Annotated in this window: 17 protein-coding genes; 12 read left to right on the top strand and 5 right to left on the bottom strand. The window is 72.7% G+C overall.

Annotation, left to right across the window (positions count from 1 at the left end; genetic code table 11):
- Positions 1–59 precede the first annotated feature (59 nt).
- The 5 genes from glgA (at position 60) to ACFYYF_RS03890 (ending at position 8,327) form a co-directional block, all read left to right on the top strand.
- Entirely contained in the window at positions 60–1,211 is a 1,152-nt protein-coding gene (gene glgA / locus ACFYYF_RS03910; RefSeq protein ID WP_388771105.1) for a glycogen synthase, read from the top strand.
- A gap of 83 nt (positions 1,212–1,294) precedes the next feature.
- Positions 1,295–2,515, top strand: a complete 1,221-nt coding sequence (glgC, locus tag ACFYYF_RS03905; RefSeq protein ID WP_361675752.1) for a glucose-1-phosphate adenylyltransferase — start codon at positions 1,295–1,297, stop codon at positions 2,513–2,515.
- A 377-nt stretch (positions 2,516–2,892) separates the two neighbouring features.
- Positions 2,893–5,226 (top strand): GH92 family glycosyl hydrolase, encoded by a 2,334-nt coding sequence (locus ACFYYF_RS03900; protein ID WP_388771102.1) that lies wholly within the window; start codon positions 2,893–2,895, stop codon positions 5,224–5,226.
- Between the two features lie 155 nt (positions 5,227–5,381).
- Entirely contained in the window at positions 5,382–6,710 is a 1,329-nt protein-coding gene (locus ACFYYF_RS03895; RefSeq protein WP_361675746.1) for a wax ester/triacylglycerol synthase family O-acyltransferase, read from the top strand.
- Between the two features lie 102 nt (positions 6,711–6,812).
- Complete coding sequence (locus ACFYYF_RS03890) at positions 6,813–8,327, top strand: SDR family NAD(P)-dependent oxidoreductase (protein WP_361675743.1); 1,515 nt, start codon at positions 6,813–6,815, stop codon at positions 8,325–8,327.
- Positions 8,328–8,335: 8 nt separating this feature from the next.
- Here ACFYYF_RS03890 and ACFYYF_RS03885 read toward each other — a convergent pair whose 3' ends face one another.
- A complete protein-coding gene (locus tag ACFYYF_RS03885; RefSeq protein ID WP_388771099.1) occupies positions 8,336–9,157 on the bottom strand; it encodes an SDR family oxidoreductase in 822 nt (273 codons plus the stop codon).
- Positions 9,158–9,351: 194 nt separating this feature from the next.
- The gene (locus ACFYYF_RS03880) at positions 9,352–10,023 is read right to left on the bottom strand and encodes an HD domain-containing protein (RefSeq protein ID WP_388771096.1); all 672 of its coding nucleotides are present in this window, start codon (positions 10,021–10,023) and stop codon (positions 9,352–9,354) included.
- A 525-nt stretch (positions 10,024–10,548) separates the two neighbouring features.
- On the opposite strand from ACFYYF_RS03880, the gene ACFYYF_RS03875 reads away from it, so the two are divergent.
- Positions 10,549–10,725: a hypothetical protein gene (locus tag ACFYYF_RS03875; protein WP_361675734.1), complete on the top strand. Its 177-nt coding sequence runs from the start codon at positions 10,549–10,551 to the stop codon at positions 10,723–10,725.
- Positions 10,726–10,922: 197 nt separating this feature from the next.
- On the opposite strand, the gene ACFYYF_RS03870 is transcribed toward ACFYYF_RS03875, so the two are convergent.
- Positions 10,923–12,263, bottom strand: a complete 1,341-nt coding sequence (locus ACFYYF_RS03870) for an amidase (protein WP_388771094.1) — start codon at positions 12,261–12,263, stop codon at positions 10,923–10,925.
- Between the two features lie 439 nt (positions 12,264–12,702).
- Between ACFYYF_RS03870 and ACFYYF_RS03865 the strand changes: the two genes are divergently transcribed.
- From ACFYYF_RS03865 to ACFYYF_RS03855, 3 genes are read left to right on the top strand one after another with little or no spacing between them, the layout of a single operon-like run.
- The gene (locus ACFYYF_RS03865; RefSeq protein ID WP_388771092.1) at positions 12,703–14,058 is read left to right on the top strand and encodes an enolase C-terminal domain-like protein; all 1,356 of its coding nucleotides are present in this window, start codon (positions 12,703–12,705) and stop codon (positions 14,056–14,058) included.
- Positions 14,055–14,819 carry an SDR family NAD(P)-dependent oxidoreductase gene (locus ACFYYF_RS03860; RefSeq protein WP_388771089.1) on the top strand — a complete coding sequence of 255 codons (765 nt, stop codon included), beginning with the start codon at positions 14,055–14,057 and terminating at the stop codon, positions 14,817–14,819. Before ACFYYF_RS03865 ends, ACFYYF_RS03860 begins: the two co-directional genes overlap by 4 nt.
- Complete coding sequence (locus tag ACFYYF_RS03855; protein ID WP_388771087.1) at positions 14,816–15,820, top strand: aldo/keto reductase; 1,005 nt, start codon at positions 14,816–14,818, stop codon at positions 15,818–15,820. Before ACFYYF_RS03860 ends, ACFYYF_RS03855 begins: the two co-directional genes overlap by 4 nt.
- Here the strand turns inward: ACFYYF_RS03855 and ACFYYF_RS03850 are convergent.
- Positions 15,817–17,247: a lipase maturation factor family protein gene (locus ACFYYF_RS03850; RefSeq protein ID WP_388771084.1), complete on the bottom strand. Its 1,431-nt coding sequence runs from the start codon at positions 17,245–17,247 to the stop codon at positions 15,817–15,819. The genes ACFYYF_RS03855 and ACFYYF_RS03850 overlap by 4 nt on opposite strands.
- Before the next feature lie 116 nt (positions 17,248–17,363).
- Between ACFYYF_RS03850 and ACFYYF_RS03845 the strand changes: the two genes are divergently transcribed.
- From ACFYYF_RS03845 to ACFYYF_RS03835, 3 genes are all read left to right on the top strand, one after another.
- Complete coding sequence (locus ACFYYF_RS03845) at positions 17,364–18,710, top strand: DUF6777 domain-containing protein (RefSeq protein ID WP_388771081.1); 1,347 nt, start codon at positions 17,364–17,366, stop codon at positions 18,708–18,710.
- Between the two features lie 79 nt (positions 18,711–18,789).
- Entirely contained in the window at positions 18,790–20,865 is a 2,076-nt protein-coding gene (locus ACFYYF_RS03840; RefSeq protein WP_388771079.1) for a SpoIIE family protein phosphatase, read from the top strand.
- 38 nt (positions 20,866–20,903) lie between these two features.
- A complete protein-coding gene (locus ACFYYF_RS03835) occupies positions 20,904–21,764 on the top strand; it encodes a DNA-formamidopyrimidine glycosylase family protein (protein WP_361675711.1) in 861 nt (286 codons plus the stop codon).
- 30 nt (positions 21,765–21,794) lie between these two features.
- Here ACFYYF_RS03835 and ACFYYF_RS03830 read toward each other — a convergent pair whose 3' ends face one another.
- On the bottom strand, positions 21,795–22,475 hold the full coding sequence (locus ACFYYF_RS03830; RefSeq protein WP_361675708.1) for a zf-HC2 domain-containing protein: 681 nt from the start codon (positions 22,473–22,475) through the stop codon (positions 21,795–21,797).
- Positions 22,476–22,601: the final 126 nt, after the last annotated feature.

Genomic DNA, 22,601 nt, shown 5'->3' with positions numbered 1-22,601 from the left:
CGTATCGGCTTCAACTGAGTGACCATGAGGGCACCAACCGGCTAGGACGGGGGTTCTGTGTGCGCGTGGGACTGCTGACCCGGGAGTATCCGCCGGACGTCTACGGCGGCGCGGGCGTCCATGTCGAGTTCCTCGCACGGGAGTTGCGGGCCCTGACGGAACTCGACGTGCACTGCTGGGGTGAGGGTGCCGCCGGCGGTGTCGTCCGCCACCGGCCCTGGAGCGCGCTCGACGGCGCCAACGACGCCCTGCGCACCTTCTCCGTGGACCTGTCCATCGCCGCCGCGCTCGAAGGCCGCGACCTCGTGCACTCCCACACCTGGTACGCCAACCTCGCGGGACACCTCGGAAAGCTCCTGCACGGCATTCCGCACGTGATGACCGCCCACTCCCTCGAACCGCTGCGCCCCTGGAAGGCCGAGCAGCTCGGCGGCGGCTACGCCCTGTCCGGCTGGGCGGAGCGCACCGCCATCGAGGCCGCGGACGCCGTGATCGCCGTCTCCGGCGCCATGCGCGACGACATCCTCGGCTGCTACCCGGGGCTGGACGCCGACAGGGTGCACGTCGTGCACAACGGCATCGACACCACCCTCTACCGGCCCGACCACGGCACCGACGTCCTGGAGCGGATCGGGCTGGACACCACGCGCCCGTACATCCTGTTCGTCGGACGCATCACCCGGCAGAAGGGGGTGCCCCCTCTGCTGCGCGCGGTACGGGACATCGACCCGGCGGCCCAGGTGGTGCTGTGCGCGGGCGCTCCCGACACCCCGGAGATCGACCGCGAGTTCCGTGAGCTGTACCGGGAGCTGAGCGCGGTACGGGACGGCGTGCACTGGATCCCGCAGATGCTGCCGCGTCCCGATGTCATCCAACTCCTCACCCACGCCGCCGTGTTCGTCTGCCCCTCGGTGTACGAGCCGCTCGGCATCGTCAACCTGGAGGCGATGGCCTGCGGAACGGCCGTGGTGGCCTCGCGGGTCGGCGGCATTCCCGAGGTGGTCGAGCACGGCGAGACGGGCCTTCTGGTGCCGCTCCAGGACGACTTCGAGGCGGGGCTCGCGGCGGCGCTGGACTCCGTGCTCGCCGATCCCGGCGCGGCGCGGCGCATGGGGGAGGCCGGACGGCGGCGCGCGGTCGGGGAGTTCGGCTGGGACGCCGTGGCGCGCAGGACCGTCCGGCTGTACGAGGAAGTCCTCAAAGCGGGGTAACCGTTCAGACAGGCGAACTTCGGAACGCGGGGCGGGGCCCGGGCAGCCGGGTGTGACCCCAACGGGCGTAGAGGGGCGGCGGCATGCGGCGCGGTGGACCTTCGGTGCTGGGAATCGTACTGGCGGGCGGTGAGGGCAAGCGGCTGATGCCGCTCACCGCGGACCGGGCGAAACCGGCGGTGACCTTCGGCGGCACGTACCGCCTCGTGGACTTCGTCCTCTCCAATCTCGTGAACGCCGACATCCTGCGCATCTGCGTGCTGACGCAGTACAAGTCGCACTCGCTGGACCGGCACATCACCACCACGTGGCGGATGTCGAGCCTGCTCGGCAACTACGTGACCCCGGTGCCGGCCCAGCAGCGGCTCGGGCCCCGCTGGTATCTCGGCAGCGCGGACGCGATCCTCCAGTCGCTGAACCTGATCCACGACGAACAGCCCGAGTACGTCGCGGTGTTCGGCGCCGACCACGTCTACCGGATGGACCCCCGGCAGATGCTCGCCCAGCACATCGAGAGCGGGGCGGGTGTGACGGTGGCCGGAATACGGGTGCCGCGCGCCGAGTCGTCCTCCTTCGGGGTCATCAGTCCGGGGTCCGACGGCCAGAGCGTGCGGGGCTTCCTGGAGAAGCCCGCCGACCCGCCCGGTCTCGCGGACGACCCCGAGTGCGTCTTCGCCTCGATGGGCAACTACATCTTCACCACCAAGGCACTGACCGAGGCGCTTCAGCGGGACGCCGAGGACGTCAACTCCCTGCACGACATGGGCGGTTCGATCCTGCCCGCGCTCACCGAGCGCGGCGAGGCGCAGCTGTACGACTTCAGCGACAACCACGTACCCGGCGAGACCAGCCGCGACCAGGGCTACTGGCGTGACGTGGGCACCCTGGACGCCTACTACGACGCCCACATGGACCTGATCGCCGAGCGTCCCGTGTTCAACCTGTTCAACCGGAGCTGGCCCGTCTACACGAGCTCGGGGCAGCTCTCGCCGGCGCGGTTCAACGCCGGCGGCATCGCCAGCGAGTCCATCATCAGCGCGGGGTGCCTGATCCGGGGGCAGGTGACGCGGTCGGTGCTGTCGCCGGGCGTGGTCGTCGACCCCGGAGCGGTGGTGCAGGGATCGGTCCTGCACGACAACGTCAAGATCGGGCGGGGTGCCGTGGTGCGCGGGGCGGTGCTCGACAAGAACGTCGAGGTCCCGCCGGGCGCGACGATCGGGGTCAACCCGGAGCGCGACTCCGCCCTCTACACGGTCTCCAAGGCGGGCGTGATCGCCCTGGGGAAGGGCCAGCGAGTCCCCTGACCGGCCCCCAGGCCTCGTTGACCGGCCCACGGGCCTCGTCGGCCTCCGCAGGCCCCCCGGGACCTCCGGGGGCCCTTGCGGGGGTTTCGTGAGGCCGTTCGTGGGCCGTGTGGGGCTCACGGCGACTTCCGGCCGTTGTCGGATCGAGCTTGTCATGTCCCTGGACGGGCCGGGGAACCCCGTGCTGTCATGCCAACTGCCGCCGATGACAACGTTGTACAACCTGACAACGATGTCATCGTTCGGGGCGGTCCCGCCGTGCCGCGCCACCGCGCGACGCGTCCCGCGGGATCCCCTCCGGTTGCCCGGAAAGCCGGTCCCCCGCCCCGACCATGCATGAGGACAACGATGTCGATCACCCACCGGAGGTCTCCCGCATGAGATGGACCCGGCGCCTGCGTCTGTGCACGGCGGGACTGGTGACAGCGTCCGCGCTGTTCGCCCTGCCCACCGCACAGGCCGCCGAGCCGCGCGACGGCCAACTCACCGACCTGGTCAATCCGTTCATCGGCACCCAGAACGAGGGCAACACCTACCCCGGCGCCGCCGTGCCCTTCGGCATGGTGCAGTTCTCGCCGGACACCGGTCACAACACCGGCTACGACCACTCCCAGAACCACATCCGCGGCTTCTCCCTCGTCCACCTCTCGGGCGTCGGCTGCGGCCTCGGCGGCGACCTGCCCGTGCTGCCCACCACGGGGGACGTCACTCAGACGGACTACGCGAAGTACGCGGCGGAATTCGGCCACGAGACCGAGGAGGCGCACCCCGGCTACTACCGTGCCGACCTGAAGTCCGGCATCGAGGCCGAGCTGACGGCCACCGCGCGCACCGGCGTGCAGCGCTACACCTTCCCGGCCACCGACAAGGCCAACGTGCTGCTGAACGCGGGCCAGTCGCTGCACAGGACGGTGGCCACGAAGGTCGAGATCCTGGACGACCGGACGGTCCGCACGGCGATCACCGGCAGCGGCTTCTGCCAGGCGACCGGGCCCTACACGGTGTACACGATCACCCGCTTCGACCGGCCGTTCACCACCTCCGGTACCTGGAACGGCGGCACCGTCACCGAGGGGTCGAAGGAGACGGCCGGCACGACCGGGCGCACCGGCGCCTTCGTGCGCTTCGACACCACCGAGGACCGCACGGTCGAGGCGACCACCGCGCTCTCGTACGTCGACGCCCGCGGCGCGGCCGTCAACCTCCGCTCCGAGGGCGGCCGTTCCTTCGACCGGGTCCGCGCCGACGCCGGCCGTGCCTGGGAGGACCGGCTCGACGACGTCCGCGCCGAGGGCGGCACCGACACCCTGCGCCGCACCTTCTACTCGTCGCTCTACCGCTCCTTCCTCGCGCCCAACATCGGCAGCGACGCCGACGGCCGCTACACCGGCTGGGACCGGCGGATCCACCGGGCGAAGGGCTTCACGTACTACCAGAACTGGTCGCTGTGGGACACCTACCGCACCCAGTCGCAACTGCTCTCCCTGCTCGCACCCCGCGAGGCCCGGGACATGGCGATCTCGGTGATCAGGATCGACGAGGAGAGCGGCTGGCTGCCCAAGTGGGGTTACGGCACGGTCGAGACGAACATCATGACCGGCGACCCGGTCACCCCGTTCCTCACCAACGCCTACCAGCAGGGCCTGCTCGCAGGCTATGAGGAGCGGGCGTACCGCGCGCTGAAGAAGAACGCCGACGGCGTGCCGCCCGCCGACTCGCCCGCGGTGGGGCGCGAGGAGAACCGGGAGTACATCGCGAACGGCTTCGCCCCCTACGTCAGCGGCCGCCCGCATGCCAAGCCCGGCGACTCGGACTACGACCACGGGGCCTCCGTGACCCTGGAGTACGCCCTGTCGGACGCCGTGCTCGGCGCGATGGCGCGGGACCTCGGCCACGCCGAGGACGCGGAACGCTATCTGGCGCGCTCCCAGAACTACCGTGCGATCCACGACCCCTCGACCGGCTTCTTCCGCGCCCGGGACGCCTCCGGCGCCTTCACCGGGCCCGCCGACCCGGCCCAGAGCGTCGCCTTCCACGAGGGCACGTCCTGGCAGTACCAGTGGCTCGTCCCGCAGGACCTGCCGGGCATGGTGGACCTGATCGGCGGCAAGCAGGCCGCGAACGACCGGCTCGACGCGTTCTTCGCCTATGACCGGCTGCTGGCAGACCCCGCGAAGACGGCCCGCGAGGTCTGGGTCAACGGCCCGTACGCCTACTACAACGCCGACAAGTACAACCCCCAGAACGAACCCGACCTGATCGCCCCGTACACCTACCTGTCCACCGGACAGCCGTGGAAGACGACCGACGTCGTGCACGCGGCGCTGACCCTGTTCACCGACGCGCCGACCGGCATGACCGGCAACGACGACCTCGGCACGATGTCCGCCTGGAACGTCCTGTCCTCCATCGGGATCTTCCCGGTGCAGCCCGGCTACGACACCTGGGGACTGTCCACGCCCGTCTTCGAGCGGGTCGACCTCAGCCTCGACCGGCGCTACTACCCCCGCGGCGCCCTGACGGTCACGGCCCCCGGCACCTCGGACACCGACCGGTACATCCAGGCGGCCCGCCTCGACGGCTCGCCGTACGGCCGTACGTATCTGACGACCGACACGCTGAAGGACATCCGCTCCCTGCGCTTCACGGTCGGCTCCGAGCCGTCCGAGTGGGGAACCTCGGCCTCGGCGGCGCCCCCGGTCCTGAAGTGACACCCGGCACGCACTGAGGACAATGAGTCCCGCCCCTGTTCCGAGGGGCGGGACTTAATGCGCTGTTAACTGTGCGTAACTTGATCGTACTTGACCGTAATCACCAGTCCGGGTTTGACTGCACGTTCACCCGTCGTCGACGCGAGAGAAAGCCCTTGATCTCCGACCTCCTCGCACCACTCGACCTGGCGTTCTGGAACATCGAGTCCGACCGGCACCCGATGCACCTCGGAGCCCTCGGCGTCTTCGCCGCGCACTCGCCCACCGCCGGCGCCCACGCGGCGGACCTGCTCGCGGCCCGCGCCGCCGCCGTCCCCGGGCTGCGCATGCGCATCCGCGACGTCTGGCAGCCCACCGCGCCGCTCGCCTTCGGCAGCGCCGCCCGCGAGCCCGCGCCCGACTTCGAGCCGCTGGACCACGTCCTGCTGCACAAGCCCACCGCCGACTTCCACGCCGAGGCCGGCCGGCTCATGGAACGCCCGCTGGAGCGCGGCCGGCCCCCGTGGGAGGCGCATGTGCTGCCCGGCGAGGACGGCACGTCCTTCGCCGTGCTCTTCAAGTTCCACCACGCGCTCGCCGACGGGCTCAGGGCCCTGATGCTCGCCGCCGCCATCATGGACCCGATGGACCTGCCGGAACCCCGCCCGCGCCCCGCGGAACCGCCCCGGGGGCTCTTCCCGGACGTCCGCAGACTGCCGGGACTGGTCCGCGGCACCCTCTCCGACGTGAGCCGCGCCCTCGACATCGGCACCTCGGTGGCCCGCGCCACCCTCACCGCGCAGTCCTCGCCCGCCCTCACCTCCGCGCCCACCGGCACCCGGCGCACCGCGGGGGTGGTCCTCGACCTGGACGACGTGCACATCGTCCGCAAGACCGTCGGCGGCACCGTCAACGACGTCCTGATCGCCGTCGTCGCCGGCGCGCTCCGCCGCTGGCTCGACGAGCGCGGTGACGGCAGCGAGGGAGTCTCCCCGCGCGCCCTGATCCCCGTCTCCCGGCGCCGGCCGCGCACCGCGCAGCCGCAGGGCAACCGGCTCTCCGGCTACCTGATACGGCTTCCCGTCGACGATCCCGACCCGCTCGGGCGGCTGCGTGCCGTACGGACGGCGATGGACCGGAACAAGGACGCCGGACCCAACCGGGGCGCCGGCGCCGTCGCGCTGCTCGCCGACCACGTGCCGCCGCTCGGGCACCGGATCGGCGGGCCCGTCGTGGGCCAGGCCGCCCGGCTGCTGTTCGACATCCTCGTCACCAGCGTGCCGCTGCCCAGCCTCGGCCTGAAGCTCGGCGGCTGCCCGCTCGCCGAGGTCTATCCGTTCGCCCCGCTGGCCCGCGGCCAGGCCCTCGCGGTGGCCGTCTCGACGTACCGGGGGAAGGTCCACTACGGGCTTGTGGCCGACGCCGAGGCCGTCCCCGACCTCGATCTGCTGGCCCGTTCCCTGACCGAGGAGGTGCGCGTACTGATCACCGCCTGCACGCCTTGATCACCACGGGTTTGGTGCCGCGCGCGATTGGTCCGTAAAATTCCGCCTTCGAAAGCGAGCGCGGTTCGAACGCGGCGCACAACCCGAGGAACGGCAGCAGCGATGACGGTGACAGAGGACGGCCGGGCGACCCCCGCCGTGGACACGACAGAGATGGCGGACGTCGCGTTCGGTCCCGGCATCGACCCGGAACGACTGGCCGTCTGCCTCGGCGTGCTCGACGAACTCGAGAAGATCGAGGTCGACCACCCCGACGCCATCGCCGTGCGCCGCGCCACCGCCGGCATCTACCGCACCGTGAAGCAGCGCCGCCGCCAGGAGCGCCGCGCCGCCAAGACGGCCCACGACAAGATGGTCACCGAGGCCACCGCGACCGGTTCCGCGCAGCGCATCGACGACGAGACCGAAGGCATCCTCCCCTCGTCCGTGACCGACGCCGGCCAGATCGCGGGCATACTCCAGCGCCCGCGCTCCTGCTACACCTGCAAGACGCGGTACGTCGAGGTCGACTACTTCTACCACCAGCTCTGCCAGGACTGCGCCGCGCTGAACCGCTCGCGCCGCGACGCCCGTACCGACCTCACCGGCAAGCGGGCGCTGCTCACCGGCGGCCGCGCCAAGATCGGCATGTACATCGCGCTGCGCCTGCTGCGGGACGGTGCGCACACCACGATCACCACGCGCTTCCCGAACGACGCGATCCGCCGCTTCAAGGCCATGGACGACTCGGCGGACTGGATCCACCGCCTGGAGGTCGTCGGCATCGACCTGCGCGACCCGGCCCAGGCCGTCGCCCTGGCCGACCGCGTCGCCGAGCAGGGCCCGCTCGACATCCTGATCAACAACGCCACGCAGACCGTGCGCCGGCTGCCCTCCGCCTACGCCGCGCTCGTCGAGGGCGAGAGCGCACCGCTGCCGGCCGGTGAACTCCCCGCCCAGCACGTCATCGGCGCCTTCAACTCCGGTGCGGTCGACGGACTGCAGGCGCTGCCGGTCGGCGTCTCCGGCCTGGAGGCGCAGAAGGTGGCCGACCTCGCCCTGGTCGCCGGAAACGCCAGCGTGGTCCGCCACCGCGAGGGCACCGCCATCGACGCGGGCGGCCTGCTCCCCGACGTCGTCGAGAGCAACACCTGGGTGCAGACCATCGAGCAGATCTCCCCGGTCGAGCTGCTCGAGACCCAGCTCTGCAACTACACGGCGCCGTTCATCCTGATCAGCAAGCTGCGGCCGCAGATGGCCGAGGCCGCCCGCACGGCGTCCAGCGGGCGCGCGTACGTCGTCAACGTCTCCGCGATGGAGGGCGTGTTCGGCCGCGGCTACAAGGGTGCCGGTCACCCGAACACGAACGCCGCGAAGGCCGCCATGAACATGGTGACCCGAACCAGCGCCCAGGAGATGTTCGAGGCCGACGGCATCCTGATGACCTCGGTCGACACCGGCTGGATCACCGACGAGCGCCCGCACTACGACAAGCTGCGCCTGGCCGACGAGGGCTTCCACGCCCCGCTGGACCTCGTCGACGGCGCGGCCCGCGTGTACGACCCTGTCGTCCGCGGCGAACTGGGCGAGGACCTGTACGGCGTCTTCCTGAAGGACTACGCGCCCGGCAAGTGGTGAACCCGCGGCTACGGCGCGGACCCTCGCACGCCGGGGGTCCGCTGCCGCAGCCGTTCCTGGACGCCCGTCGCGGGGGAGTCGGCACTGGCCGCCCGCACGCGCGTCCCCCCGTCGACCAGCAGGTCGGCGCCGGTGATCCAGCCGGCCGCGTCGGAGACCAGCCAGGTCACGGCGTCGGCGACGTCCTCGGGCCGTCCGATGCGGCCGAGCGGGAGCGAGGCGCCCAGCAGGTCCTCCGAGCCCTCCCACACGAAGCGGGCCATCTCGGTACGGACGAGGCCGGGGGAGACCGAGTTGACCCGCACCCTCGGGGCCAGCTCTCCGGCCAGCTGCCGGGTGAGATGCAGCAGCGCGGCCTTGCTGGTGCCGTACGCCCCGACCTGGGGGCCGACATGTCCGGCGCCCTCCGTGCAGACGTTGACCACGGACCCGCCGTGTTCGCCCATCCACGCCCGCCACGCGCACTGCACCAGGCGCAGCGGCGCCTCGACGTTCACGGCGAACGCCTCGCGCCAGCGTTCCGGGTCGGCGTCCATGAGCGGGCCGTAGGGCTGGTTGGTCGCCGCGTTGTTGACCACGATGTCCAGGCGTCCGAAGGTGCGCACGGTCAGGTCGGTCAGTTCCCTCAGATGCGTTCCGTCGTCTACGGAACCGGCGAGTCCGATGCCGCCGATCCTCTCGGCCGCGCGCCGCACCGCGTCCGGGTCCCGCGCGCTCACGCACACCCGGACACCCGCTCCGGCGAGCGCCTCGGCGACGGCGAGACCGATCCCGCGCGAGGCGCCGGTGACGACGGCGGCCCTGCCCTGAAGTCCGTACGGCGACGTCATCCGCGTACCGTCTCATGACGGGCCGTCAGCCGACAGACCTCGTCGCCGACCACCGCGGCCCGCCATCCGGAGCCCTCTCCCCGGAGCCCGTCACCCGGAGTCCTCTCCCCAGAGCCCGCCGCTCGGAACCCGTCACCCGCTGCCGTCGTCGCCCGCCGGACGCGCGACGGCAGCGGGCCCCGCGGAGGTGACCGTCAGTCCGCGGCTCCCAGCCTCGCGGCGGGTTCCGCCGGGCCGGCCGGCGGAACCGGGCGTCGCGGATGCCGCGCGCCGGCTCGGTCGCCGGCCCACGCGGAACGTTCCGCCACCAGCTCCAGCAGCGTCCGCCAGTCCTCCATGTCCCCGGCGTACAGACCGGGGACCCGGCCCGCGTCGTCCGCCTGCCGCAGGGTCACCGCGTCCTCGGCCAGCGGGTCCTGCTCGAAGGCGGCCGCCTCGTGGCGGGTCATCGCGCCGCCCGGAACGGCCGGGGCGAGCGGGTCGCGCGGCGCCGGCCCGCGGCCCGACGAGGCGGCCGCCAGGTAGCGCTCGGCCGCGACGTGCAGACGGACGAGGCCCGAGACCCGCTCGCCGAGCAGCGGCCGCACCGCGTCGGCGGCGAGGCCGGCGTGCCCGGCGTCGTCGCCCGGCCTGAGCAGATGCCCGATGTCGTGCACCAGGCCCGCGACCTGGAGCTCCTTGTCGCTGGGATGGCTACGGCGCAGCAGCGCCGCGGTCTGCAGGGCGTGGTCGTGCAGATCGACGGGGTCGCCGACGGTCACCGGCCCGCCCGGGCGCGGCCGGGGGCGGGCGGGCCCGGGGATGTCGTGGACGCCCCGGCCCGCGTGCAGCAGATCCATCAGCTCCTCGACGCCGCGCAGCTCCATGCGTCAGTCCTCCCGCGAGAAAGGCCGTTGCCGTGCGACAGCACAGCACGGCCTCTTTGCGAACCGGCCAACGGGACCTGAACTGCGTGACGTCTTCGTGCCGGATGCGCGCGGCCGTCGGGCGATCGTGACCCAGTCCCGCCCGCCGGCCGGCCCCGACGCCCCCGTCCAGGGGCGAAATTGAGCCGAATGGGTGGTCGCGAAGAGGGCATCATGTTTCAAATCGCCGCAGATCGCGGCTTGATGGAGCCTGGAAGACGTGTGACAGTAACCTCACGTTTTCAGCCCCATAGAGCGGGGGCCCGCTCATTTGGTTAGGCTGTAGCCGACGGACAGACTTACTGGGGTCCACCCACACCCACGGTCCGTCCCGGGACATGCCGGTCACCACGGCCTGCTCTCACACGAGTTACCGGCGCCACCGCGTCCCTAACTGCTTCGACTCAGACCCGAGCGGACGTCAGGCGACCCGAGAGCACCGGGCCCTAGCGTCCCGAGGGTGACCCGACACATAAGGAGTGCGCGGTGACACCAGAGAAGACGAAACTCGATCAGGGCCCCAAGGAACGCAGGGAGCACCTCGGCGGTGGTTCCGACACCAAGCTCGGAAGCCTGGACGTGTGGGCCAGGTCCGCTCCCATCCGCCTCGCGGGCTACGAGGACGACCTCGCCGAGCCCCACATCCTGCCCAGCGTCGACTGACCGACGCCGGCAGCCGGCGGGATCGAGGGCGGCACGGGAGTGCCGGCCCCGCCGTCACGCCGAACAGGAGAAGCCGCGGCCGACGAACGGCCGCGGCTTCCGCATGTGACGCCACCTCCAGGCCGCACGCCGCAGCCCCCGCCGCCCTCCGTCCGGACGCCGACGGCCGCCTGCGGCCTCCGGCCCGACGCGGCTCCTCAGCCGAGCGGAGCCGTGCGTCGCCACGGGTGGAGTACCTCGAGTTGCCCGGCCACGTCGAGCAGGGTCTCCTCCGAGCCGGGCATGCCGACGAGCTGGACGGCACAGGGGGCGCCGTTCGGCAGCTTTCCGAACGGGACCGACATCGCGGGCCAGCCGGTGAGGTTCCAGGGCGGCGTCATCGGCGAGTAGTTGGTGTTGGCCAGGATGTTGCGCAGCCAGCCCCGCTTGTGCCAGTCGGCGGAGGCGGGACTGCGCCGGGCGAGCGCCGGGGTGAGCAGCACGTCGTACTCCGCGAAGAACGCCGCCAGGCGCCCGCGCAGCTGCTCGCGGCGTTCCCCCTTGCGCACGCCCGTCACGAAGCGGCGGCCGACCGCGGCGTGGACGCGGGTGCGCCGGGCCAGCCGGCGCGGGTCGAGGTCCTCGGCGTCGACCGCGGTGCCCGCCGTCCAGTGCGCGAGCGAGGTCGTGCTCAGCCACAGCGGGTACGGCGGGTTCGCGGTCCGCACCCGGTGCCCCGCCTCGGCGAGGAGCGCGCCGGCCTCCCGGGCCGCGTTCGTATACGGCCGCGTGACGCGTATTCCGGCCAGCGGGCTGCGCACCGACAGGGCGATCCTGCGGGTGGCGGGCTCCGCGGGCGGGGCCGGTTCGAGGTCGGCGAGGAGGGCGAACACCAGCCGCGCGTCCTCGACCGTCGTGGCCAGCGGGCCGTTCTCCGACATGCCGAACCAGTCGCCGTGACCGATCCCGGCGGGGATCACCCCGTGGCCCGGCTTCAGGGTCACCAGACCGCAGTTGGCGGCCGGTATGCGCAGCGAGCCCATGCCGTCGTTGCCGAGCGCGACCGGCACCATCGCGGCGGCGACCGCGGCCGCGCTGCCGCCCGAGGAGCCGCCCGCGGTGCGGGACAGGTCCCAGGGGTTGCGCGCGTTGCCGTACACGCCCTCCGTGGTGCCGAAGACGCAGAGTTCGGGCACGTTCGTCAGGCCCACCACGACGGCGCCCGCCGCACGCAGCCGGGCCACGGTGACGTGGTCCTCGTCGGCGAGGGTGTCCGGGGTCGCGGCGGATCCGTTGCGGGTCTGTTCGCCGCGTACCGCGAGGTTGTCCTTCACCGCGATCGGCACGCCCGCCAGCGGGAGCCGGTCCAGGTCCCTGCCGGCCAGCTCGTCGGCCTCGGCGAGGGCGGCCTCGGCGCGGACCGTGCGGAAGGCGCCGACGCGCCCGTCGAGGCGTTCGATCCGTGCGAGGTGTTCGGCCACCACCTCGCGGGGGGTGACCTTCTTCTCGCGAACGGCTGCGGCGATCTCGGTGGCGGTCCGGCCGGCCCAGGTGGTCACGGGCGCTCCTCACTCGTGTCGTACTGGTGAGTAGTTACGGGGAGCACTCTGCCCGCAGCCCGGGCACCGCGTCGAGAGCCCACGGCCCCCGACCTTCGGCCCGGCCTCCCGGTCCGCACGTGACGCGGCAAGCGGGCGCCCCCTCCCCGAGGACGGCCGACACGCCCGCGGCACGGCCGGACCGACCCGGGCGTGCTCAGGTCCGGCCCCGGGTGTGCTCAGGCCCGGACCGGGGTGTGCCCAGGCCCGGCCCCGGGCGCGGCCGGATCGGTCCCTGGTGTGCCCTGGTCGGTCCCTGGCGTGCCCGGTCGGCGACCCGGCCGCCGAACCGAAGCGCGCCCGACGCTGTACGCGGACGGGTGGGCGGGGAGATCCTCGGGACCGAGCACTCCGCCGTACCCGGCCGTGGAACCCCCTGACGCCGACGGAAAGGCCCGCCGTGTCCCCGAGCCCCGCCCGCGTCGTCGCGGTCGACACCCACGACATCCGCTTCCCCACCTCGCGCGAGCTCGACGGCTCGGACGCGATGAACCCGGACCCCGACTACTCGGCCGCCTACGTCGTGCTGCGCACCGACGCCTCGGACGGAACCGAGGGGCACGGGTTCGCCTTCACGATCGGGCGGGGCAACGACGTCCAGGTCGGCGCGATCGACGCGCTGCGGGGACACGTCGTCGGGCGGTCCCTCGACGAGCTGTGCGCCGACCCCGGCTCCCTCTCCCGCGACCTCGTCGGCGACAGCCAACTGCGCTGGCTCGGACCCGAGAAGGGGGTGATGCACATGGCGATCGGGGCCGTCGTCAACGCCGTGTGGGACCTGGCCGCACGGCGCGCGGGCCGTCCGCTGTGGCGACTGCTCGCCGAGGCGGATCCCGAATGGCTGGTCTCCCAGGTCGACTTCCGCTACATCACGGACGCGCTGACGCCCGACGAGGCGCTGCGCCTGCTGCGCCGGGGCAGGGAGGGCGCCGAGGAGCGCGCCGCGACCCTGCGCGCACGGGGCTACCCCGCGTACACCACCTCGCCCGGCTGGCTCGGCTACAGCGACGACAAGCTCACGCGGCTGGCCGTCGAAGCGGTCGCCGGGGGATTCCGGCAGATCAAGCTCAAGGTGGGCGCCGACCTGGAGGACGACCTGCGGCGCCTGCGCGCCGCCCGGGCCGCGGTGGGCCCGGACGTCCGTATCGCCGTCGACGCCAACCAGCGCTGGGACGTGGAGGAGGCGATCACCTGGACCAAGGCGCTCGCCCCGTACCGGCCGTACTGGATCGAGGAGCCGACCAGCCCCGACGGCATCCTCGGCCACGCGGCGGTGCGCGCGGCGGTCGCCCCGGTCAAGGTCGCCACCGGCGAGCACGTGCACAACCGCGTCGTCTTCAAGCAGCTCCTCCAGGCGGGCGCCCTCGACATCGTGCAGATCGACGCCGCACGGGTCGGCGGTGTCAACGAGAACCTCGCCATCCTGCTCCTCGCCGCCAGGTTCGGCGTCCCGGTCTGCCCGCACGCCGGAGGGGTGGGCCTGTGCGAACTCGTCCAGCACCTCTCGATGTTCGACTTCGTCGCCCTGTCCGGGACCACCGACGACCGTGTCATCGAGTACGTGGACCATCTGCACCACCACTTCACCGACCCGGTGGTGATCACCGACGGCCACTACACCGCGCCCACCGCGCCGGGCTTCTCCGCCGCGATGCGGCCCGGGTCCGTCGCGGAGTTCGGCTATCCCGGCGGCACCTTCTGGACCGCCGACCTCACCCGGCACCAGGCCGACGACCCGAAGGGGCACGCCGTATGACGGACTCTCAGGAACTGGACGGGCTCAGGGCCCTGGTGACCGGGGGCGCCTCCGGGATCGGCAGGGCGGCCGCCGGTCTCCTCGCCGCCCGCGGCGCCCGGGTCGCCGTCCTCGACCTCGACCCGTCGTCCGTCGGCAAGCCGCTGACCGGCCACCGGGCCGACGTCACCGACGACGGCTCCGTGCGCGCGGCCGTCGCCGCCGCGGCCGCGGACCTGGGCGGCCTCGACATCCTGGTCAACAACGCGGGCATCGGCGCCCGCGGCACCGTCGAGGACAACGACGACGCGGAATGGCACCGGGTCCTGGACGTCAACCTCCTCGGCATCGTGCGGACGACCCGCGCCGCCCTGCCCCACTTGCGGGAATCAGCGCACGCGGCCGTCGTGAACACCTGCTCCGTGGCGGCCACGGCGGGGCTGCCGCAGCGGGCGCTGTACTCCGCGTCCAAGGGAGCCGTCCTCGCGCTGACCCTCGCCATGGCCGCCGACCACGTCGGCGAAGGCATCCGCGTCAACTGCGTCAACCCCGGCACGGTGGACACCCCTTGGGTCGGCCGGCTCCTGGACGCCGCCCCCGATCCGGCGGCCGAACGCGCCGCCCTGGAGGCGCGCCAGCCCACCGGCCGCCTCGTGTCGGCCGCGGAAGTCGCGGGCGCCATCGCCTACTTGGCGAGCCCGCTGTCCGGATCCACCACCGGCACCGCGCTCGCGGTGGACGGCGGCATGCAGGGACTGCGGCCGCGTCGGGCGGTCCGGTGAACGCCCTCGGCGCCGCCGGCGTCCCCGTCAGCGCGCTGTCCTTCGGTGCCGCGGGCATCGGCAACCTGTACACCGAGGTCACCGACGAGCAGGCGTACGAGGCCGTCGGCGCCGCCTGGACGAGCGGCATCCGCTACTTCGACACGGCCCCGCACTACGGCCTCGGTCTCTCCGAACGGCGCCTGGGCGCGGCCCTGCGCGGCCTGCCCCGCGATCAGTACACCGTCTCGACCAAGGTGGGCCGCCTCCTGGAGCCCGCCGACGGGGGCGGTGACGACCGGGCGGACGGCTTCGCGGTGCCGGCCACCCACCGCCGCGTGTGGGACTTCAGCGCCGACGGCGTACGACGGAGCCTGGACGCCAGCCTCGAACGGCTCGGCCTCGACCGGGTGGACGTCGTCTACCTCCACGACCCCGACGACCACGAGGAGCAGGCGTTCCGCGAGGGCTTTCCCGCACTGGCCGAGCTGCGCTCGCAGGGCGTCGTACGCGCGATCGGCGTGGGCATGAACCAGACCCGGATGCTGACCCGGTTCGTCCGCGAGACCGATGTCGACGTGGTGCTCTGCGCGGGCCGCTACACCCTCCTGGACCACGACGCGCTCACCGGGCTGCTGCCCGCCGCACAGGCCCGCGGCACCTCCGTCGTCATCGGCGGCGCCTTCAACTCCGGCCTGCTGGCCGACCCGAGGCCCGGAGCGACGTACAACTACGCGGCGGCGCCGGGCGCGTTGCTGGAGCGTGCCCTGCGGCTGAAGGAGATCGCGGGACGCCACGGCACCACCCTGCGCGCCGCCGCCCTGGCCTTCCCGGCCGCCCACCCCGCGGTGGTGAGCGTCCTGGCCGGGGCCCGCTCGGCGGCCGAAGTCCGCGACTGTGCCGAGCGGTTCGCGGAGCCGGTGCCCCCGGACTTCTGGCGGGAACTGCGCACGGAGGGCCTGCTCCCCACCACCGCGCCCCTGGCAGCTCTCCCGGCGTCCGGGCCCGGCCCCGGGTCCTAGCGCCGGGCCCCCCGCTCGGCGGCGCCCTCCAGCCGGGTCGGGGGGAGGAAGTCGCGCACATAGGTCCGGTGCCAGCAGGCGCCCGTCTCGCGCAGCTCGCGCCAGGTCGTGTAGCGGTAGCGGAAGAGACGGGCGCGGACGTAGCGGGGCGGTGCGTCGGCCGGGAACGGGGAGCGGCGCAGCAGCCGCAGCGTGTCGCGGTCGTTCTCCAGCAGCCGCTCCACGAGGCCGGAGAACCAGGTGCCGGCGTAGCCGGGGGACAGCGCCACGAACCACATCAGCCAGTCGAGCCGCAGGTGGTAGGGCGCGAACTGGCGCGGCCAGTGCCGCGGATCACCCGGTTTGCCCTTGAACTCGTACTCCCGCCAGTCGGCGTCCTCGCGCGGCACCTCGTCCGCCGTGCCCTCGACGACCACCTCGTGACGCATCCTGCTGACACTGCCGAACGCCCCGTAGGTGTTCACCAGATGCAGCGGGTCGAAGGAGCGGTTCATGACCTGCCGCCGGGAGATCAGATTGCGTGCCGGGCGGTAGCTGAGGGCCAGCAGACCCGCGGCCACCACCAGCACGACCACCTCGTACCACAGCGGTGTCGCGGGGGTCCGGGGAGCGGTGACGGGAAGTTCGGTCACGCTCAGTGCGAGCACGATCGTCGTCCAGTTCAGCCAGGAGAAGTTGCCGGAGAGCACCAGCCAGAGCTGGGTGAGGATCATCAGCGAGGCCGCCGCCGTCGCGACCGGCTGCGGGGTGAACAGCAGAACCGGGAGAACGAGTTGGGTGAAGTGGTTGGCGGCCACCTCGATCCGGTGGAACGGCTTCGGCAGATGGTGGAAGAACCAGCTCAGCGGGCCCGGCATCGGCTGGGTCTCGTGGTGGTAGTAGAGGCAGGTCAGCTTCCGCCAGCAGGCGTCGCCCCGCATCTTGATCAGCCCCGCGCCGAACTCCACGCGGAACAGCACCCAGCGCATGAGGAACAGCACGACGACCGGCGGCGCCACCTCGTCGTTGCCGAGGAACACCGCGAGGAATCCCACCTCCAGCAGCAGCGACTCCCAGCCGAACGCGTACCAGGTCTGGCCGACGTTGACGACCGACAGGTACAGGGCCCACGGCACGAGCCACAGCAGCATCGCGCCCCAGAGCGGCAGCAGCCCGTCGAGTCCGGCGGCCAGCGCCAGCGACACCGCGCAGCCCGACCAGCACCAGGCGGCGTAGAACCGGTCCGAGTAGTACCGGTGGAAGACGCTCGGCGCGTCCCGGAACGCGACGTGCCGCACGAAGCGGGGCACGGGCAGCATCCCGCGCTCCCCGGTCAGCGCCCGGAACTGCAGGGCCGCGCCCAGGAACGCGACCAGGTACAGCACGGCCAGCCCCCGCTGGAACACCAGCCGGCTCAGCTCGTACCCGGGTGCGACGAACCACTCCATGGCGGGTGCTCCTCTCCCCTCCATTGTGACGCTGGGTGACCGTTTTCCGCTTGCGTGCGCCAAGAGAGTGACGCAGAGAATGAGGCACGGACAGCCCGGGACGAACGGGAGTACGCGTGCACATACCCACCAGGACCTTCGCCGCGGCCTGCGCGCTCGCGGCGGCACTCCTCGTCGTCGCGGGCTGTGGCGGCGGTGGCGGGGACACGGCGCCGAACGGATCCACCGGCGGCGACGTGCTGCTCCAGCCCCTCGCGGTCCAGGGGCCCGACCCCTTCACACAGCCCACCGACACCACCCCCGCGCCCCGGTCGCCCGTCACCCGAACGCCGCAGTCCCCGGACACCGGTGCTCAGCGGGCGCGCACCGTCTCGGGCGCCACCCCGGGTCTCTACGGCGGCACCCTGAACACCGGGAGCTGCGACGTGGAGCGGCAGATCCGGTACCTCGCCGCCGAACCGGCCAAGGCCCGGGCCTTCGCCGGCCTCTCCGGCGTCTCGGCGGGGTCCGTCCCCGAGTACCTGCGGCGGCTCACCCCGGTCGTGCTGCGCGCCGACACCGGCGTCACCGATCACGGCTTCGCCGCCGGACGGGCGACGGACTTCCAGGCCGTGCTCCAGGCCGGTACGGCCGTCCTCGTCGACGACCGGGGCGTACCCCGGGTCCGCTGCGCGTGCGGCAACCCGCTGGGCCGGCCGACCGCGCTCGACGCGAACCCGGACACCCGGGGCACGCCGTGGAGCGGGTACCGGCCCGCCGAGGTCGTCATGGTGACGCCGGCGCCCGACGCGATCACGGCCATCACGATCGTGGACGACGGCGACGACACCTGGATCGAGCGGCCGGTCGGCTACGACGGCCACCGCCACGACCACGCCGTGCCGCCGCCCGACGGCTCGGTGCCCGTGCCGCGGGACTCCGCCTCCGCGCGCGAGCCCTCCGCCGACACCTCGCAGGGCGGCCGGAGTCCGTCCCCCGACCCCTCCGACTGCGCCACACCGACCGCGACCGTGACCCCGACGCCGGGCGACGGCGAGGGCACCCCGGGCGAGAGTGCCGGGCCCCGCAGCACGCCCTCCGCCCGTCCGAAGCCCACCGCGCGTCCCACGCCCAGCGGCATCCCGACGGACGACACCGCCATGGACGTCGCCGCGCCGGGCCGCTCCGCGAGCCCGGGTGCCGAGTCCCCGCACTGTCCGGGAGCCACCGTCACGGCACCGCCGACCACGGGGTCCGCGACCACTCCGGCACCCCCGGGCGGCACCACGGCCCCGCCGACCGGCCCGTCCGCCCCCGGCCGCTCCGGCTCCCCGGAGCCACGGGTCCCGTCCGACGACCCGGGCACGCCCACCGAGGACACCGATCCGGACGAGCCCGACGCTCCCGACGACGGGTTGATCCCCGACGCGCTGACCGGTCCCGACAGCGTCTTCGAGGTCTCGGCCGACTCCCCCGGGACGTGAACACCCTCGCGTCCGGGGGGGCCCGGAACCATGCCCTCCAGAAGTCGAACAATCGGGCAAATGCTGGCATGGTGGCCCCATGGTTGATCGGGGAGCGAGCGCCCTGTCACTCCCGGACGACTGGCCCGCCCACCCGGATCCGATCCTGGCGCTCAACCGCATGGGCAGCTTCGACTGGGACCTGGACACCGGTCTGATGCAGATGGACGCCCAGGCCCACGAGATCTTCGACGTGCGCCCGGACGAATACGACGGGCGCCCCGCCACCCTGTCCATGCGCGTGCCGCCGGCCGAGTCGCGCCGCCTCGACACGATGGTCTCCCACGCCCTCAAGGACGGCAGCGAGAACTACGGCGCCTACTTCCGTATCCGGCGCCGTGACGGCGCCCTGCGCTGGACCCACACCCAGGGATACATCCGCCGCGACGAGAACGGCCGGCCGCGCCGGATCATCGGCATCGTCCGGGACGCCACGGCGGAGCTCGACGAGAGCGTGGCGCGCCGGGAACAGGCCGCCCGGCACGAGGTACGGCGCCAGCAGACCAGCGTCGTCCAGCTCACCACGGCCGCGCTGGCCCACGCCGTCACCGTGCAGGACGTCATCGACGTGCTCCAGGACACCCACGGCCTCACCCACCTCGGGGCGGCCAGCCTGGTGATGGGCCTGGTGGAGGCCGGCCGCATCCGCATGGTCGCCACGGGCCCCGAGCACAGCTACGTCCCCGGCACCCGCGTCACACGCCTGGACGCGCAGTACCCGATGAACGAGGTCGTAAGGACCCTCGTACCCCACTTCATCGAGTCGCCCGAGGAGTTCGCCGAGTCGTATCCGCTGCTGTGGCCGAACATCACCGGTCTGAAGATCACCTCGGCCGCGTATCTGCCGCTCATCGTGCAGGCCCGCCCCATCGGCGCGATCGGCCTCCTCTACAACGACCGGCACGGCTTCTCCGAGGACGAGCGCAACGTCCTCGTCGCGCTCGGCAGCAGCATCGCCCAGAGTCTCCAGCGGGCCATGTTCTTCGAACAGGAGAAGGACCTCGCCCAGGGCCTCCAGCAGGCCATGCTGCCGCGCTCCATCCCCAGCGTGAGCGGCGCCGACATCGCCGTCCGCTACCGGTCCGCCTCGCTCGGCCGCGACATCGGCGGCGACTGGTACGACCTGATCCCGCTGCCCGGCGGACGCGTCGGCGCCGTCATCGGCGACGTCCAGGGCCACGACACCCACGCCGCCGCGGTCATGGGCCAGCTCCGCATCGTCCTGCGCGCCTACGCGGCCGAGGGCCACACCCCGGCCACCGTGATGGCCCGCGCGTCGGTCTTCCTCCACGAACTCGACACCGAACGCTTCGCGACCTGCCTGTACGCGGAGATCGACCTGTCCACCGGGGTGACCCAGCTGGTCCGGGCCGGCCACATCGACCCGCTCGTCCGCTACGCCGACCGGAGCTGCCGGCGGCTGCCGCTGGAGGGCGGCCTGCCGCTCGGCCTGTCCGCCGAGTTCGGGCGCCTCGAATACCCGGTCGCCACCATCGAGCTCGACCCCGGAGAGACCCTGCTGCTGTGCACCGACGGGCTCGTCGAGGAGCCCGGTGTCGACCTCGACGAGGGCATGCGCATCCTCGGGGACGTCATCCGCGGCGGCCCGAACGACGTCAGCGACCTCGCCGACCGGCTCATCGACATGGCCGAGGACCGCGGCGGCGACGACGACGTCGCCCTGCTGCTCCTGCGCCGCCACGGACTGATCGACCAGCGCTCCGGCGGACGCCTCCAGCAGCATGTGGCGCCCGGCGACCCGGAGGCGCTGAGCGAGGCGCGCCACATGATCCGGGCCGCGGTGCGCGCCTGGGGGGCCGGGGACCGGGCCGACGAGATCGAGCTGGTCGCCGACGAACTGATCACCAACGCGCTCATGCACACCGAGGGGTCGGCCATCGTGACCCTGCGCGTCCTGACCGGATCCGAACGCCGGCTGCGCGTCGAGGTCGAGGACTCCTCCAGCGCGCTGCCGCGCCGCCGCGAGGCGGGCGAGTCCGGGGTCTCGGGCCGCGGACTGCTGCTCGTCGACCGCCTCACCGACGTCTGGGGCGTCGAGGCGCGCGGCGGCGGCAAGGTCGTGTGGTGCGAGTTCCTGGTCCGGGAACGCGGCTGATCCCGGGCGTCGTCGGCGCCGGATGGCACTCTGGACGTATGCCGGAACTGCCCGAGGTCGAAGCGCTCAAGGATTTCCTGGCCGGACATCTCGTCGGCCGCCGGATCGTGCGCGTGCTGCCCGTCGCCGTCAGCGTCCTGAAGACGTACGACCCTCCCGTCTCGGCGCTGGAGGGACGCGAGGTCACGGCCGTCCGCCGGTTCGGCAAGTTCCTGGACATCGGCACGGACGGCCCGCACCTCGTCACGCATCTGGCCCGTGCGGGCTGGCTGCACTGGAAGGACACGCTCCCCGACGGCCCGCCCCGGCCCGGCAAGGGGCCGCTCGCCCTGCGCGTCGCCCTGGAGACCGGCGAGGGCTTCGACCTCACCGAGGCGGGCACCCAGAAGCGCCTCGCCGTGTACGTCGCCGAGGACCCGGAGCAGATCCCCGGTGTGGCCCGGCTCGGACCCGACCCGCTCGCCGGTGACTTCGACGAGGAGCGGTTCGCCGGGCTGCTCCACGGCGAGCGGCGCCGGCTCAAGGGCGCGCTCCGCGACCAGAGTCTGATCGCGGGCGTGGGCAACGCCTACAGCGACGAGATCCTGCACGCCGCCCGGATGTCGCCGTTCAAGATCGCCTCCTCGCTGACCCCCGAGGAGACCCGGCGGCTGTACGAGGCGCTGCGCGGCACGCTCGCCGAGGCGGTGGAGCGCTCCCACGGTTTGGCGGCCGGACGGCTGAAGTCGGAGAAGAAGAGCGGGTTGCGGGTGCACGGGAGGACGGGGGAGCCCTGCCCGGTGTGCGGTGACATCATCCGCGAGGTCTCCTTCAGCGATTCGTCGTTGCAGTACTGCCCGACCTGCCAGACGGGAGGCAAGCCGCTCGCGGACCGGCGGATGTCCCGGCTGCTCAAGTAGGCCGACCGCCCCCGGTCTGCCGTGGCTCGCTCAGGGGGAGTTGAGCGTCACGAGGTGCTCGCCGTCCGCCGTGCGCACCTCGAATCTGCGGATCTCCTCGGTCCGCATCGACGAACCGCCCTGCATGGTGATGGTGGCCTCGTTGTGCGCGGGCTCCATCCAGCTCGTCACCGACTGCTCGGAGCCGTCCTTGCCGATGGCGACGAGCTCGCAGGAGCGGGGTCCGTCGGCGTCCTTGACCTCGACCTCGATGTCGCTGCCCCAGAGCCGTTCCCGGGTGGTCACCTGGGCCCACACGCCGGTCTCCGCGTCGGTCCTGGCCATCTGGCTCGACGGAGGGCCGTCCGCGACGATCCTGTCCGAGGGGGAGTCCTGCCCGGCGGTCAGCGCGACCGCGGTGCCGCTCACCGCGAGCACCACGGAAGCCGCCAGGGCGAACAGCATGCGCCGGCGCCCGGCCCGGTTGCGGGTGGCCACCTCGCCGAGCAGTCGGTCGAGCAGGCGCGGCCCGGGGGCGGCGAATGGGTGGACGCTGCGCGGCGTCGACTGCCGGTACAGCATCAACTGCCGTGTGGCGGGGCGGTACTCGCTGACGAACGCCGTGCACTGAGCGCACTCCACGAGGTGGTCCTCGAAGCGGAAGGCTTCCGCCTCGCCGAGCACGCCGAGCGCATACGCGCCGACGTCGCGATGCCGTTCCAGGGACCTCATACCGAATACCGAATCCTCGTGGCGTTGGTGCGGACTGTGAGTGGTGTTGCTGTTGCCCACGGGTACGCACCAGACCGTCGAATCACTCAAGACTCGTCAGGAATCGGGGTCAGGACATTCGGAGCG

It is taken from the genome of Streptomyces sp. NPDC001914, assembly GCF_042891215.1.
Lineage (GTDB): Bacteria > Actinomycetota > Actinomycetes > Streptomycetales > Streptomycetaceae > Streptomyces.
Note: the sequence above shows the minus strand (reverse complement) of the source record. Positions and strands in the feature narration are given on the sequence as shown.